This window comes from Levilactobacillus sp. (genome assembly GCF_022646225.1).
GTDB classification, from domain to species: Bacteria; Bacillota; Bacilli; order Lactobacillales; family Lactobacillaceae; genus Levilactobacillus; species Levilactobacillus suantsaiihabitans.
Genome location: NZ_JALCJA010000001.1, coordinates 316,489 through 332,514, shown reverse-complemented (window position 1 = coordinate 332,514; position 16,026 = coordinate 316,489). Strand labels below are relative to the sequence as shown.

The following is a 16,026-nucleotide window of genomic DNA, read 5'->3' as shown; positions in this document are numbered from 1 at the left end:
ATAGTTGCAATTATTAAGAGAAATGGGTGACAGGGATGGCATTTTTAGAAAAAATTGGCTGGCGCTACTGGCTCATCGCCGTCGTCATGGGCGTGGGGTTGCCCGCGTTAGCAACGTTAATTGGTCTGGATCCGGTCATACGCTTTGGCCTGTGGCTCGTCTTGATCAATGGGTGTTTGGCCATTGCGGTTGGTCGGGTGATTGCCCACAAGCGCCAACCGGGCTGGTGGCTGTTGATTTGGCCCGTGATTTATTTACTCGGGGCGCTGTGGTTCTTGCCGCGGTACACCCGGTATTTTGCCATTGTTTATGTGTGCCTGTCTTACCTGGCTTACGGGTTGACGCAAGCGAAGATTGAATCGAAATCATAATTTAAAACTAAGGGTGGTGGCGTCCATATGACCAAAGAACGTGTCTGGACGGCTGAAGAAGTAATTGCCAGAGTCGGTAAATATATGAATGCGGAGCACGTGGAGATGGTGGTCAAAGCCTGTCATTTTGCGACAATTGCCCACCAGGACCAAATCCGGCAGTCTGGTGAACCCTACATCATGCACCCGATTCAGGTGGCGGGAATCTTGGCTGACCTGAACATGGATCCCGAAACGGTGTCCGCCGGATTTCTCCACGATATCGTCGAGGACACGGGCGTCACGTTGAGCGATGTTCGCGAACTGTTCGGCGATGACGTCGCGTTGATCGTCGATGGCGTGACGAAGCTGGGAAAGATCAAATACAAATCAAACAAAGAACAGTTGGCGGAAAATCACCGCAAACTGTTGCTGGCGATGTCCAAGGATATTCGGGTCATGATCGTTAAGTTGGCCGACCGCCTGCACAACATGCGGACGTTGGAACACCTGCGACCGGATAAGCAACGCCGCATCGCCAACGAAACGCTGGAAATTTATGCGCCGCTGGCCGACCGGTTGGGGATCAGTACCATCAAGTGGGAACTGGAAGACATTTCCCTGCGCTACCTGAACCCGCAACAGTACTACCGCATCGTCCACCTGATGAATTCACGGCGGGACCAGCGGGAACAATACATCGCTGGCGCCATTCAGGATATTAAGGAATCAATCAAGGATTTGAAATTGGATCCGGAAATCTACGGCCGGCCGAAGCACATTTATTCCGTTTACCGTAAGATGAAGGACCAACACAAGCAATTCAGTCAGATCTATGACTTGCTGGCGATTCGGGTCATCGTTGATACCATTAAGGATTGTTACGCGGTGCTCGGGGCCATTCACTCACAATGGAAGCCAATGCCCGGGCGGTTTAAGGACTACATCGCAATGCCCAAGGCCAACATGTACCAATCCCTGCACACCACGGTGATCGGTCCAGAAGGCAAACCACTAGAAGTTCAGATTCGGACCAAGGAAATGCACGCCGTGGCTGAATACGGGGTTGCGGCTCACTGGGCTTACAAGGAAGGCGTTACGGACAAGGTCCAAGAGACCAATTCCGGGGACAAGTTGAACCTGTTTAAGCACATCATTGAGCTGCAAGAAGACACTGATGACGCGTCTGATTTCATGGACAGTGTCAAGGGTGAACTCTTTGGCGACCACGTTTACGCCTTCACGCCCAAGGGCGACGTGCTCGAATTGCCGAAGGGAGCTGGCCCGTTAGATATGGCCTACGCCATCCACACCGAGGTCGGACACCACACCACCGGCGCCACCATCAACGGCAAGATCGTGCCGCTGAACTATGAGATCAAGAACGGGGACATCGTGGATATTCGGACCTCCAGCAGTTCGGCCGGTCCCAGTCGTGATTGGCTCAAGCTGGTCTCGACGCGGCGCGCCCGCAACAAGATCAAGCAGTTCTTTAGAGCCGCCGATCGGGAACAAAATATCGTTTCCGGCCAAGAAGCCGTGGAGCACACGATTCGAGACCTCGGGTATGATCCCAAGGGCTTGATGACCAAGGACAACCTGGACAAGGTTACGGCCAAGATGCACTATCAACACGCAGACGACCTGTTGGCGGCCATTGGCTTTGGCGACCTGCAGCCGCGAGGCGTGGCCAACCGGTTAACGGAAGGCGTCCGCAAAGCCGAAGAAGACGAACGGCGCCGCCAAGAAGAACGTGAACTGCTGGAAGAACACCAGACCATCAAGAACGATGCCGAAAGTGAAAAGAAGGACCGTAAGCAGGGCAAGGATTCCGATGGCGTGGTCATCGAAGGGGTCGACAACCTGTTGATTCGGTTGAGTCACTGCTGTTCACCAGTACCAGGTGACGACATTGTGGGTTACATCACCAAGGGTCGCGGAGTCTCCGTTCATCGCAAGGATTGCCCGAACGTGCGCAATGCCGAGAAAAATGGCGAGCGGCTAGTCGATGTGCGCTGGGGCAACAAGGCCGGCGACAAGACCAACTACAACGCCGATATCGAGGTCCAAGGTTACAACCGCAACGGCTTATTGAACGACGTCTTACGGACCATTAACAACAACACCAAGTACCTGACGTCGATCAACGGCAAGGTCGATCACAACAAGATGGCGACCATCTCCATTAGTCTGGGGACCCGTGGTCAAATTGAACTACAACGCATTTTAGATAACATCAAAAATATTCCGGACGTCTACGTCGTCAAGCGGGCGTTCCATTAAGGACGGGAACAACCATGCGAGTTTTGTTACAACGAGTTAGACAGTCAAGCGTCTTAGTCGATGGTGCTGTGAAGGGCGCCATTGCCCAAGGCTACCTGTTGCTGGTGGGTGCCGAGGATAGCGATACCAGCGAACAGGTCGACTACTTGGTACACAAGATCACCAAGTTGCGGGTCTTTGAAGACGAAGCGGGCAAGATGAACCAAAGCATCGAAGACGTCGATGGCAGTATCTTATCCGTTTCGCAGTTTACGCTGTACGCCAACACCAAGAAGGGCAACCGGCCCAGCTTTGTGGCAGCCGGTGATCCGGCACACGCCGAAAAGATTTACAACGAATTTAATGAAAAATTGGCCGCAACGGGCCGGCACGTGGAGACGGGCGTCTTTGGCGCCGACATGCGCGTGGCCTTGATCAACGACGGTCCCGTGACGATTTGGTTCGACACGGACGACAAATAAGGAACACGAAAACGAGAGTGGGTCAAAAGGCGATTAGCCAGCGAGCCTGAAGGCCGATAACCGCATAATCCTGATCTTGGATGGTTTGGTTATCAGGTTTAAGCGGAACTGGTTGCTTTTTGACCCACGTTTCGGCTAGGTAAAGGTGACGTGAACGAGCCTGAGAGTTTTTTCTCAGACTCGTTTTTAAGGAGGATACCCATGCGATATCAACAGTTGTTTTGGGATTTTGACGGTACGCTGGTCAACACCTATCCGGGGATGGTCACGGCGTTTGGCGAGGCCTTGGAAGCGTGCGGTGTCAATAACTTTGAACTGGATAAAGAAGAAATTTATAAAGCCATGCGCCAGCACAGTCTGGGCAGTGCGCTCCAACGCTTTACGGCGGAGTATCGCTTGAACCGCGACCGTTTGGCCAAGGTTTACCAAAAACAAGCGGCCCCACGGCTAAAGGATGCGGCGGCCTTTCCGGGCGTGGCAGACTTACTGGCGGCGGTCGTTGCGGCCGGTGGGCGGAACTTCTTGTTGACGCACCGGGACCATCACGCCATGGACCGATTGTCGCAGCTGAACCTGGCGCAGTATTTCACGGGAGCGGTCACGGCCGATGACGACTTTCCGCGCAAGCCTGATCCCACCAGTTTACAAGCCTTGATGCACCGCTATGACGTGGACCGGCAGACGGGTCTGATGATTGGCGACCGGAACCTAGACGTGCAGGCGGGACACCGCGCGGGGATGGCTGGGGCCTTGTTTGACCCCGAGCACCTGATCGTGGACGAAAGCCAGCCGGAGATTCGCGTGATTCGCTTTGCGGAGTTGCAGGCGTGGCTGTTTGCGGAATAACCTATTACCCAAAAAACGTGTGACCAGCATCCACAAGGGATGTGAGTCACACGTTTTTTATTGTTCTGAAGGTTGAAAGACGGAAATCTGCTGGAACTATTGTGATTATGCGACTCATGGTGTTAAAAATAGTCGCTTACAGCCGCACAATGTGAACTGGCCGCCTACCCCGCCAAATATGGGTAGGAACGGTAGGCGATCCCCAGAGCAGGCGTAACTCTGGCTGACGCAGGCGTCTGGTTTCATCAATTCTAAATGTCAGAACACTACTGTTACGACGATCAGCGTTAAGTTTACTTTCAACCTTCAGTTATTGTCTCAAACGAATTACCCCCGGCTTAGCACCTCATCCACCGCACCGCCATAGGTCTCCCCGAATAAATTCAGGTGGGCCAGCAGGTAGTACAGTTGGTAGTGAGCCAAACGGTCCGTATAGCCCGGATCAAACGGGTAGGCGTCTTGGTAGCCGCGGTAGAAGTCGGCCGTGAAGCCACCGAAGATGGTGGTCATGGCGATGTCAAATTCGCGGTCGCCGTACAAGACGTCGGGATCGATCAGCGTCGGTGTCCCGTCAGCGGTGAACAGGTAGTTGCCGGACCACAAGTCACCGTGAAGCAGGGACGGCACAATTTTTCGGCCGGTGTTTTCGGTCACGATATGTTGGCGGACCCGGTCGTAAGCGGCCTGACGATTGGCGTTCCACAGGTGGTGTTCCTGGGCACGCTTGACCAGCGGATCCAAGCGCTGGTTCAAGTAGAAGGTGGTCCAGTCGTCTTGCCAGGCGTTGTGCTTGGGCAGCTTGCCGACCAGGTTATCCTGGTCAAAGCCAAACTGGGGTGCGGTGATGCGGTGGACCCGAGCAACGGCCTGGCCCAGTTCATACTGACTGCCATGGCCCGTTTCCAGAAATTCCAAGACCAGGTAGGCATCCCCGTCAATATTGCCGGTCGCCAGCACGTCGGGTACGTTGACGGCTTGCCCCAGCGCCTTGAGGCCGGCTACCTCGTGACTGTAGAAGCTAGCGGGGGTGTGCGGTTGAACCAACAAGAAGGCGGGACCCTCGGCCGTGGTCAGACGGTAGGCCAAATTAATGTCCCCGCCAGAGACGGGGGTGGCAGCAGTCACTTGTGGTAAGGGTAACTGCGCCAACCAATCTGCTGAAAGTGTCATGTGAAGATCTTCTTTCTTAAAAGCTTAGTTTGCACTGTTGAAATACTTGCTTAACCCAGCGACAACGCGGGTCGCCACCTGCTTTTGGTAAGTGGTGCTGCGGATGTAGCTGAAGTCTTTTTTGGTATTGATGTAACCCATCTCCAACAACAGGGCGGGACGGTTGTTATCGCGGATGACCTCGAAGTTGCCGTACTTCACGCCCCGGTTGGTCAAGTCCAGGTCATTCATCTGGCCGTTGACGTCTTCAGCCAGTTCGTAAGAGGTGTCGCGATGGTAATAGTAAGTCGTGGTGCCGGACCCCAAGTTGTCGGTGGGCGACGAGTCGAAATGAAAACTAATAAAGGCGCTGGCCTGATTGGTGTTGGCTAGAGCCGGGCGGTCGGCGAGACTCACGGTCTTGTCGCTATCGCGAGTCATGATCACGTGTGCGCCCCGTGCCCGCAGGCGTTTGGCGACCTGTTGGGCTAGTGCCAGTGTGTAGGTCTTTTCGTCGTGCTTTTGGTCGATGGACAACGCCCCGGAATCACTGCCGCCGTGGCCGGGATCCAAGACGATGGTGGCCTCTGACAGGTTCGTTGCCCGTTTCAAATTACCCGGGTGCTTGACCAGCCAACTGGCCACCCAGCCAAAATGGTTCTGGCTGTCACGAACGTGGTACCAGTTATCTTTTTCACCTAAAATGGTTAAACGACTGTTCTTTTTGACCTTGTGGGTGACGGTGTACGTCAACCCGGGGCCGTTGCGCAGGTTGAGGTTACTGACGGTGGCGGTGACGGCGTTGTGCTGGGTGAAGGTATATAGTAACCCGCCAGCGATTAAGAGGATGACCAGGCCCGTCACCAGGCCAGGCCAATTGCGTGGTTTGAAATGCATGGGTGTGCTCCTTTAGTAAATTAGCTTTTATTATACCACGGGTAAATTAAGCTGGGCTAAATCCCAGCCCCGGTCCGAGGGGAGCGCGTGAAAATCGGGCGGACTGCAACAATTACCTGGTAGCCAGCCTTGACTTTTCAGTCGATTTTCAGTATTCTTAGGAAGAATAAAATAGATTGCCAATGAGAGAGAATAGTAAGAGTCAACCCGTTTACAGAGAAGTCGCGTTGCTGGAAGCGACTAACGAGGTCACTTGGAAGACACTCTTGAGGCTAATGGCGCTCGTCGTCATTCGTTTGCAACGTTATCCTGCAGAGAATTTTAAAAAGGTGGTACCGTGCATACCTGCGCCCTTGTCAATTGACAGGGGCGTTTTTTATTTTCTACAGAAGTCGGAAGGGAGAATGCTCATGCGTTATCAACGACCAAAGGGTACGGCGGATATTTTACCAGGCGATTCACAGACTTGGCAGTTCGTCGAAGCCACCGCGCGCCAGTTGTTTGCTAATTACCGCTTCGAAGAGATTCGGACACCCATGTTTGAAAACTTTGAAGTCTTTTCACGCACGTCCGGGGATACCTCAGATATCGTGACCAAGGAAATGTATGATTTTAAGGATAAGGGGGATCGCCACTTATCCTTGCGGCCAGAAGGAACGGCCGGTGTGGTGCGGGCCTTTGTGGAAAACAAGCTTTATGGTCCAGAGACTCAAAAGCCGTACAAGGTCTACTACATGGGCCCGATGTTCCGCTACGAACGGCCGCAATCCGGTCGGCAACGGCAATTCCATCAGATCGGGGTGGAAGCCTTCGGTAGTGATGCGCCCGAATTGGACGTCGAAGTCATTGCCTTGGGGATGAACCTGCTAGGAAAACTTGGCTTGACGCATTTACGGCTGGCCTTAAACACCTTGGGCGACAAGGAGACCCGGGACAATTACCGCCAAGCGCTGATCGACTTCTTGGAACCCCACTTTGATGAACTGAGTGACGATTCCAAGGTTCGGTTGCACAAGAACCCACTGCGGGTCTTGGACAGTAAGGACAAGCACGACCAAGAGATCGTGGCCGATGCGCCATCCATCCTGGACTTCTTGACGCCGGCTGCTACGGCGCACTTTGACCGGGTCAAGGCCAGTTTAGACGCCCTGGGCATTGCCTACGACGTCGATGCCACCATGGTCCGGGGGCTGGATTACTACAACCACACCATCTTTGAAATCATGGCCGATTCACCTGCCTTAGGTGAAGGGTACACGACCGTCTTAGCCGGTGGCCGGTACAACGGTTTGGTTGAAGAACTGGGTGGCCCCGACATGCCTGGCGTTGGCTTTGGCCTGGGTGTCGAACGCCTGGTCTTACTGATGCAAGCGGAAAAGGTGGCCATCCCTAACGACCACCCGTTAGACGTTTACGTCGTGGGTATCGGGGATGACACCTCGCTAGAGACATTGAAGTTGGTTCAAGCCATTCGCCAAGCGGGCTTGACGGCCGACCGGGATTACCTGAGCCGCAAACCAAAGGCCCAATTCAAGACGGCTAACCGCTTAAATGCGGCCTACACCTTGACGATTGGCGACCAAGAGTTGGCCAACCAAACGGCCAACCTGAAGTCCATGGCCACGGGTGAAGAGGTCAGCGTGCCCCTAGCGGACATTTACCAAGATTTTCAAAATGTTGTCGCAACACAGTTTACGGCAAAATAAGAGGAGAAAGATATGGAAAAGAATTTAAAACGAACCACGTATGCGGGTTTAGTTGACGAGCAATATCTTGACCAAACCGTTGTCTTAAAGGGTTGGGTGCAAAAGCGCCGGGACCTGGGAAGCTTGATCTTCATCGACTTGCGGGACCGCGAAGGCATCGTTCAGTTGGTCTTCAGTGAAGAATACGGCCAAGATGCCTTAGCCGTTGCCGACCAATTGCGTAGTGAATACGTCATTGAGGTCCAAGGACAAGTCGTTGCCCGGGCACCGAAGGAAGTCAATCCCGACATGCGCACTGGAAAGGTCGAAGTCCGCGTTAGTGGCATCAACCTGTTGAACAAGGCCAAGGAATTGCCATTTGAAATCAAGGACAACGTCAACGCTTCCGACGACCTGCGGCTACAATACCGCTACTTGGACTTACGGCGCCCTGAAATGCAAAAGGCCTTGATGCTGCGGAACCGGATCGTCCAATCCGTTCACAGCTACTTCGACAAAAACGGCTTTATCGACATTGAAACGCCAGATCTGACCAAGTCCACGCCAGAAGGGGCCCGTGATTACCTGGTGCCTTCTCGGATCTACCCGGGTCACTTCTACGCTTTGCCACAATCCCCGCAACTGTTTAAGCAATTGTTGATGGGCTCTGGGTTCGATCGTTACTACCAAATCGCCCGTTGCTTCCGGGATGAAGATTTGCGGGGCGACCGCCAACCAGAATTTACCCAGATCGACTTGGAAACGTCCTTCTTAACGGCCGAAGAAATTCAGGACCTGACGGAAGGCTTGATTGCCAAGGTCATGAAGGATACGTTGAACGTTAACGTCAAGCTGCCATTCGAACGGATGGACTGGGACGACTCCATGGCCCGCTTTGGGACCGACCAACCTGACGTGCGTTTCGGCATGGAATTGAAGGACCTGTCAACCATCATGGCCAACACTGACTTCAAGGTCTTCTCTGGGGCCGTTGCTAACGGCGGCCAAGTCAAGGCCATTGCCGTTCCTGGTGGGGCAGATCTGTACAGCCGCAAAGACATCGACAAGTACGGCCAATACGTTGAACGCTTCGGTGCCAAGGGCTTGGCCTGGATGAAGGTCACCGACGACGGCTTTAGCGGGCCAATCGCCAAGTTCTTCAAGGACGGCGACTGGTTCGACCAGATCACGACCACAACCGGCGCCAAGAGTGGTGACTTATTGCTGTTCGCCGCTGACTCCAAGCGCGTCGTGGCCCAAACGTTGGGTTACTTACGGGTCGCCATCGCCAAGGAACAAGACATGATCGACGAAAACAAGTGGGCGTTCTTATGGATCGTCAACTGGCCACTATTCGATTACGATGTTGACTTGAAGCGTTGGGTCCCAGCTCACCACCCATTCACGATGCCAGCCGAAGGGGATGCCCATTACTTGAATGACGGCGAAGACCCACACAAGGCCTACGCCCAAAGCTATGACATCATCTTGAACGGTCTGGAATTAGGTGGCGGTTCTATCCGGATCCACACCCGTGAGTTACAAATGAAGATGCTCAAGGCCTTAGGCTTCACGCCAGAACGGGCCGAAAAGCAATTTGGCTTCTTACTGAAAGCCTTGGATTACGGGTTCCCGCCTCATGGTGGTCTGGCCATCGGGTTGGATCGGTTTGCCCGCTTATTAGCTAAGCGCGACAACATCCGTGACGTCATTGCCTTCCCGAAGAACTCGAAGGCCACGGAACCGATGACCGAAGCCCCAACTACGGTTGCGGACAAGCAATTGTTGGACTTGGACTTACTGGTGGCTAAGAAAGACGACGATTCAGAAGACTAACGTCGTTGCTTAAAATACGTTTATATGAAGGGGCCTGGGACAAAACCTCCCAGGCTCCTTTCGTTTTACCTTCACATAGCTGAAACGTGCGCCAACGGGCAGCCGGTGCCGCTTAAGCTAATCATCTTTTGGCCCATTCTCCTTTTTTAGCCCAGCTTCACGGACTTTCCAGCAAAATGGTTGACCTGACCGGCAAAAAGTCGTGTAATAGAAATATTAGAAATTGGAGTGATTATGATGAGTGAAACAGAAACGGCAACATTTGCTGGCGGCTGCTTTTGGTGCATGGTCCAGCCGTTTGAGACGTTCCCCGGCATCAAGAAGGTGCTCTCCGGGTATACCGGTGGGACGGTGGCTAATCCCACCTATGAACAAGTCAAGAGCCAAACGACCGGTCACACGGAGGCTGTGAAGATCTGGTTTGATCCGCAAGTGGTCAGTTACCAGCAATTGGTCGAGCTGTATTGGCAACAGACGGACCCCACGGACGCTGGTGGTCAATTCCAGGACCGGGGCAGCAATTACCGGCCAGTTATCTTCGTCAACAGCGAGGCCCAGGCCCAGATTGCGCGAGCTTCTCGCCAAGCCTTACAGGACCGCGAACAATTTACGAAACCAATCGTGACCAAGATTGAGGTGGCCCAGCCGTTTTATCCGGCCGAAGAGCGCCATCAACAGTTTTATCGCAAGAATCCGGCACGGATGGCTCAACAGGAAGCGGGCGGCCGCGAAGCCTTTATCAAGCAACACTGGACGCAAAAGTAGTGTTGCGTGAAGATTGTTACGGAAGTGAACTGTCAATTTGGCATAAAAAGATTAGAAACCGCTAAAACCTGGCGTTTGGCGTGGCCGAAACCGCAATTAAATGCTATACTAAGCCGAGCATAGTGTGAAGTATGACAAACGAATAAGCGAGGTCGGTATTTAAATCATGGATGATGTGCAGCAGTTGTTAAAACGGCATACCTATACGGCAAAGTTCTCCGTGGCGTTTTTCTACGGGGTTCTGGTGTCGATTGCGGTGAATTTTTTCTGGACGCCGGGACATATTTATTCTTCCGGGGTCACCGGGTTAGCGCAGTTGGTCAACAGTTTGACGGCCGGTCTGGGAACCTTTCACATCACGACGGCGCTCGGGCTGTTTCTGATCAACATCCCCATGTTCGTTCTGGCTTGGAAACAAATTGGGAAGTCATTTACGGTCTTCACGTTTATTTGTGTGCTGTTCGCCTCGATCATGATTCGGGTGATCCAACCCGTTCACCTGACCAGCGACCCAATCATCTGTGCGATCTTCGGGGGCGCGGTCAACGGGTTCGGGACCGGATTTGCTTTGAAAAACGGTATCTCGACCGGGGGTTTGGATATTATCGGCATCGTGTTGCGGCGGAAAACGGGCCGGAGCATGGGGACGATCAATATTGCCTTCAACAGTCTGATCGTCCTCAGTGCCGGGTTTGTGTACGGCTGGCCCTATGCCCTGTACTCCGCGTTGGGGTTGTTCGTTAACGCCAAGGTCATTGACATGACGTTTACCCGGCAACAGCGGATGCAGGTCATGGTCATCACGGATCGGCCGAAGACGGTGATCGACAGTATTCAAAACCACATGCGCCGCGGGATCACCATTGTCCACGGGGCAGAAGGGGCGTACCGCCACGACGAGAAGACCATCTTGTTTACGGTGATTACCCGTTACGAAATGGATGCGCTGGAAACGGCGATGGAAGAGGCGGATCCGAAGGCTTTCGTCAGCATTTCGGACACGGTCAAGGTCTTGGGTCATTTTTATGAACCTAAGTGGTAAGTCAAAGAGTGAGCCAACAGGCGATTGGCCGGCGAGCATTAAGGCTGCTAACCGAATAATCCTGGGTTGGGATTGTTGGGTTAAGTTTTAAGTGAAACCGGCTGCCTGTTGGCGCACGTTTCAGCTACGTAAACGTCACGGAAACGAGCCTGGGAGGTTTTTTCCCAGGCTTTTTGACGCCATCAGTTGCCAAGAGATTCATAAAGAACCAACGAAACCCGTCACCATTTTGTGACCAGTTGGCCAGGGAACTTAACAAATTCTTAGAACTTAGCGATAGTTTGGCCCCAAACTGTTAAAGGTTGCGAAAAACTGCTAGGTTCCCCCAAGAGATGTGGTATAATTCTCGGTGTTATGGACAGCGAAATTTAGTGATATTGGTGATTAACATGAAAGAGATTTATTTGTGGTTAGTACGACTGATGTCGCTACTGTGGGCGGGGCGCCGCCAAAAGGACGTGATTTACCTCTTAAGTTTTGCTGATAATCTGCCATTTATCCAGGCACTAGCGGCCAAGTTACCCGCTGGTCACCGGTTGGTGGTATTTTATCGGCCCAAGTGTCAAGCCGCTGCGGCGACCTTAGCCGCGGCGGGCATTACTGTGCGGCCATTTGAGGATAACCTGGCCTTCGTTTTAACGGGGATCCCGCAGATCATGCGGGCCCGGCTCTTGTTTTGTGACAACTACTACGCTTTTTTGGGGGGACTTTACCACCCGCGGCGCATGCACATCGTCCAATTGTGGCATGCGGCCGGTGCCATTAAGCGGTTTGGCTGGGATGACCCCACCACGGCGCAGCGTTCAACGAGTGATCAACGACGGTTTCAAGCCGTTTACGACCAGTTCGACGAGTACGTCGTGGGTGCCCCGGCCATGGGACAGGTCTTTGCGACCAGTTACCGGGTACCGTTGTCACGGATGCAGGTCCTGGGTTATCCGCGGTCGGATCGTCTGCAAGATGCCAGTTGGGTGAACGCTACTCAGCGGCGGGTTTGGCAACAAGTGCCAGCCTTAAAGGGGCACCGCGTCATCTTGTATGCACCGACCTATCGCGATGGGGTGACCTTCACACCACCGGCGGGTTTGGCAGCGGCATTACGCCAAGATCCTACGGCGCGCGTGGTGGTTAAACTCCATCCGGCTTTGGCCACCACGGCTGATGAGCTTCAGCGGCAATTAGGGCCGCAGGGGGTCGCTGCGCCGGAGTTGAGCACCACGGAACTATTGACGGTCGCTGAGACCTTGGTCACGGATTATTCCTCGGTGGCCTTTGATTACAGCCTGTTGCCCAATGCGCACAGCTTATTGTTTTACCTCTTTGATTTACCAGCCTACCGACAGGATCCGGGCGTTCAAGCCGACTTGTTGGACTGGTTGCCAGGTCCGGTCATGACGACCAACGACCAACTGGCTGCGGCTATTCAAGCAGATGCCGCAACCGAACTTACGCAATTCAATCAACATTGGAATCGCGCCAACGACGGCCACGCGACTGAACGCGTGGTGGCCCGTTACGTTGCGCAATTATCCGATTAAACTTAAAGGAGTGCAGTGCCTTGAAAGAGGTCATGACCTTATTTAAAGAACAGTTCTCAAGTGTCGGGATCATCTTCCGGATCTCCCGTTATGAGGACCAAGCAAGTTATCAGAGTCACTACTTAGGGTTGGCGTGGGAGTATTTATACCCCTTGATTCAAATTGCCATCTACTGGTTAGTCTTCGGTGTCGGGTTAAAACACGGCCAACCGTTAAACGGTGTGGGCTACCTGCCCTGGATGGTGATTGGGATCACGCCATGGTTCTTCATGAACCGGGCCACGTTGGATGCCTCGAAGAGTATTTATCAACGGGTCAACATGGTGGCCAAGATGAAGTTCCCGGTTTCTGCGTTGCCAACGATCAAGATCGTCAGTAATCTGAGTTCCTTTTGGACAATGATGGTCTTCTCGATTTTCATCGGCTTACTGAACGGGGTCTACCCGAAGGTGTCGTGGTTCCAGTGGATCTACTACTTCTTTGCTATGATTTGCCTGTTAGTCGCTTTAGGGATCTTGAATTCCTGCATCAGTTTATTGGTGCGTGACTACCACATCCTGTTACAATCCGTGATGCGGATGTTGTTCTACGTGTCTGGCGTGCTGTTTAACTTCGTCACCACGTCTTTCCCAGCCCCATTCGTTCACTTGTTGGAACTCAATCCGTACTATTACGTGGTCAATGGCTTCCGGGAATCCTTTATCGGGACCGGCTGGTTCTGGCAACACCCGTTACTCACGTTAGAATTCTGGTTATTTGTCATCTTTGTTCTGTTGATCGGGTCACACTTGCACTACAAGTTCCGGTCACGGTTCGTTGATTTAATTTAAGTTGAAAGGAGCACGCTAAAATGACGCGATCACACAGTCTCATCCAGTCATTGAAGCTCGTTGCTCGCTATGGGCTCATCGTGTTGAACGATGGGCTTATTTGTTTACCCATTAAGCGGCGACAAGTCATGTTTGAAAGTTTTAACGGGAAGGACGTCAACGACAACCCGGCGGCCATTTACCGTGAATTGATTCGAGAAGATCCGGCCTATCAAAAGACGGCCTACTTTAGCGTGAAGCCGCGCGAATACGCCGATCTCAAGGCCAAATACCCCGAGATTCAGTTGGTCAAACGCTTCACGCCACGCTGGGTCTATCTGATGGCCCGCGCGGAATTTTGGGTCTTAAATTCGCGCCTGCCGAATTGGTGGAAAGCCAACCGAAAGACGACTACGATTCAGACCTGGCACGGCACGCCGCTGAAAAAATTGGGCGCCGACATCACCCACGTGGCGATTCCGGGCACCAGCACGGCCGACTATCATCAGCAGTTCAAGACGGCTGCCAGTCGGTGGACGTATTTAATTGCGCCGAACCGGTATTCGCGCGACATTTTTAAATCGGCCTTTGGGTTTAAAAATCAATTCTTGTCGATCGGCTATCCACGAAACGACGTGCTCTACACGACCGATGCGGCGGAACAACGGGCCCTGCGGCAACGCTTATTGGGGCCAGTGAGTGGGCCGGTCGTGACCTATGCGCCGACCTGGCGTGACGACATGGCCGTGCGTCCCGGCGTCTATCGCTTCGATTTACCGTTTGACTTGGCGACGTTTTTCGACCATGTGCCGGCGGGGACTCACCTGATCATTCGGCCGCACTACCTGGTCAAGGACGCCATTGATATTCGCGGCTTTGAGGACCGGGTGACGGTCCTGGCGGAAACGGACATCGCTCAGCTGTACTTGATTTCCGATCTCTTGATCACGGATTACTCGTCAGTGATGTTTGATTTCGCCAATTTAAAGCGGCCGGAGCTGTTCTTTGCCTATGATTTGGCTCACTACCGCGACCAGCTACGGGGCTTTTACTTTGACTACGAACGCGAGATCCCGGGGCCGCTGGTCACCACGGCGACGGCCTTTTACCAGCAACTCGATCATTGGCGACGCGACGGTGAGTTTGTCGGGTACCAGGAGCGACAGGCGGCCTTTTATCACAAATTTTGTGACTGGGAGGACGGCACTGCCAGTCAGCGGGTGGTCCAGGTGATACGACACGGAAAGGATGAGACAAAATGACGGAATTTCTGATTGGGTCCCACGTCAGCATGAAGGGCAAGGAAATGTTACTGGGGTCCGCGAAAGAGGCGGCCAGTTACGATGAAAATGTCTTTATGATCTACACGGGGGCACCGCAAAACACGCGTCGCAAGCCAATTGACGAGCTAAATATCGCTGCGGGCCAAGCCTACATGGCCGACCACGATCAACGGGCCGTGGTGGTCCACGCGCCGTACGTGGTCAACCTGGGGAACACGACCAAGCCGCAGAACTACGCCTTTGCCGTCGAATTCTTGACGGCCGAGGTCAAACGTGCCGCGGCATTAGGGGCGACGCAGATCGTCTTGCATCCGGGTGCACACGTGGGGGCCGGACCGGCTGCCGCCATTGCGCAAATTGCGCAGGGCTTGGACGAGATCCTAGCCGCGGCCGACGAACCCGTACAGATTGCCTTAGAGACCATGGCTGGTAAGGGAACGGAGATTGGTCGCAACTTTGAGGAGTTGGCCGCCATCATGGCCGCCACGGCCCACAACGACCGGCTGTCAGTCTGCTTTGATACCTGTCACACCAGCGATGCCGGCTATGACATTGCGACGGACTTCGACGGTGTGTTGGCTGAATTCGATCACGTGATCGGCTTAGACAAGCTCAAGGTTGTTCACCTCAACGATTCCAAGAATCCGCAGGGCAGCCACAAGGACCGTCACACCAATATCGGCTACGGGACGCTGGGCTTTGACGTCTTGAACGCTGTGGCTCACCACCCACAATTGGCGACGGTCCCCAAGATCATGGAAACGCCGCTGATCGGGCCAGATCGCAAGCATGGGGTCAACCCCCACGGTTATGAGGTAGCTATGCTCAAGCACCAACAGTTCAATCCAGACCTAGAAGCCGATGCGCTGGCGGGCAAGCCGTTCACGGCATTTCTGACGCGTTAGGTAAAACAAGCAGTGGCAATGCAGTGAAGCCTGTAGTGGCGGTGCCTTGACCATCCCGATTAGCGAAGCCAAAAGCCTGCGTCTATCAGTGACACGGTGTTGGTCAAAAGTTAGCTGGCAAGCTAGTGACTGCCGACTATCAGGGGTTAAACTGGCTGTTGGTGCACGTTTTGTCCA

General features: G+C 53.6%; 14 protein-coding genes. 12 read left to right on the top strand and 2 right to left on the bottom strand.

Annotated features, from left to right (window positions below; all coding sequences use genetic code 11):
- Positions 1–35 precede the first annotated feature (35 nt).
- The 4 genes from LKH74_RS01590 (at position 36) to LKH74_RS01575 (ending at position 3,940) form a co-directional block, all read left to right on the top strand.
- Positions 36–371, top strand: coding sequence for a hypothetical protein (locus tag LKH74_RS01590; RefSeq protein ID WP_135368050.1), 336 nt, complete (start codon positions 36–38; stop codon positions 369–371).
- Between the two features lie 27 nt (positions 372–398).
- A complete protein-coding gene (locus LKH74_RS01585; RefSeq protein ID WP_135368049.1) occupies positions 399–2,633 on the top strand; it encodes a RelA/SpoT family protein in 2,235 nt (744 codons plus the stop codon).
- 14 nt (positions 2,634–2,647) lie between these two features.
- Positions 2,648–3,094, top strand: a complete 447-nt coding sequence (gene dtd, locus LKH74_RS01580; RefSeq protein WP_287707850.1) for a D-aminoacyl-tRNA deacylase — start codon at positions 2,648–2,650, stop codon at positions 3,092–3,094.
- Between the two features lie 201 nt (positions 3,095–3,295).
- On the top strand, positions 3,296–3,940 hold the full coding sequence (locus tag LKH74_RS01575) for an HAD-IA family hydrolase (protein ID WP_287707851.1): 645 nt from the start codon (positions 3,296–3,298) through the stop codon (positions 3,938–3,940).
- Between the two features lie 327 nt (positions 3,941–4,267).
- Here the strand turns inward: LKH74_RS01575 and LKH74_RS01570 are convergent, their stop codons facing one another.
- On the bottom strand, positions 4,268–5,110 hold the full coding sequence (locus LKH74_RS01570) for a fructosamine kinase family protein (protein ID WP_287707852.1): 843 nt from the start codon (positions 5,108–5,110) through the stop codon (positions 4,268–4,270).
- A gap of 24 nt (positions 5,111–5,134) precedes the next feature.
- Positions 5,135–5,986 (bottom strand): N-acetylmuramoyl-L-alanine amidase, encoded by an 852-nt coding sequence (locus tag LKH74_RS01565; RefSeq protein WP_287707853.1) that lies wholly within the window; start codon positions 5,984–5,986, stop codon positions 5,135–5,137.
- Positions 5,987–6,396: 410 nt separating this feature from the next.
- On the opposite strand from LKH74_RS01565, the gene hisS reads away from it, so the two are divergent.
- From hisS to LKH74_RS01525, 8 genes are all read left to right on the top strand, one after another.
- Positions 6,397–7,692, top strand: a complete 1,296-nt coding sequence (hisS, locus tag LKH74_RS01560) for a histidine--tRNA ligase (RefSeq protein ID WP_135368043.1) — start codon at positions 6,397–6,399, stop codon at positions 7,690–7,692.
- Positions 7,693–7,704: 12 nt separating this feature from the next.
- Positions 7,705–9,507, top strand: a complete 1,803-nt coding sequence (aspS, locus tag LKH74_RS01555; RefSeq protein ID WP_287707854.1) for an aspartate--tRNA ligase — start codon at positions 7,705–7,707, stop codon at positions 9,505–9,507.
- 237 nt (positions 9,508–9,744) lie between these two features.
- Positions 9,745–10,272 carry a peptide-methionine (S)-S-oxide reductase MsrA gene (gene msrA / locus LKH74_RS01550; RefSeq protein ID WP_287707857.1) on the top strand — a complete coding sequence of 176 codons (528 nt, stop codon included), beginning with the start codon at positions 9,745–9,747 and terminating at the stop codon, positions 10,270–10,272.
- Between the two features lie 166 nt (positions 10,273–10,438).
- The gene (locus tag LKH74_RS01545; RefSeq protein ID WP_135368040.1) at positions 10,439–11,314 is read left to right on the top strand and encodes a YitT family protein; all 876 of its coding nucleotides are present in this window, start codon (positions 10,439–10,441) and stop codon (positions 11,312–11,314) included.
- Positions 11,315–11,703: 389 nt separating this feature from the next.
- Positions 11,704–12,852: a CDP-glycerol glycerophosphotransferase family protein gene (locus tag LKH74_RS01540; protein WP_287707858.1), complete on the top strand. Its 1,149-nt coding sequence runs from the start codon at positions 11,704–11,706 to the stop codon at positions 12,850–12,852.
- Between the two features lie 20 nt (positions 12,853–12,872).
- Positions 12,873–13,682, top strand: a complete 810-nt coding sequence (locus tag LKH74_RS01535) for an ABC transporter permease (RefSeq protein ID WP_287707860.1) — start codon at positions 12,873–12,875, stop codon at positions 13,680–13,682.
- A 20-nt stretch (positions 13,683–13,702) separates the two neighbouring features.
- Entirely contained in the window at positions 13,703–14,923 is a 1,221-nt protein-coding gene (locus tag LKH74_RS01530) for a CDP-glycerol glycerophosphotransferase family protein (protein WP_287707861.1), read from the top strand.
- Positions 14,920–15,849, top strand: a complete 930-nt coding sequence (locus LKH74_RS01525; RefSeq protein WP_287707863.1) for a deoxyribonuclease IV — start codon at positions 14,920–14,922, stop codon at positions 15,847–15,849. The genes LKH74_RS01530 and LKH74_RS01525 overlap by 4 nt, the downstream gene beginning before the upstream one ends.
- The last annotated feature ends 177 nt before the right edge of the window (positions 15,850–16,026 follow it).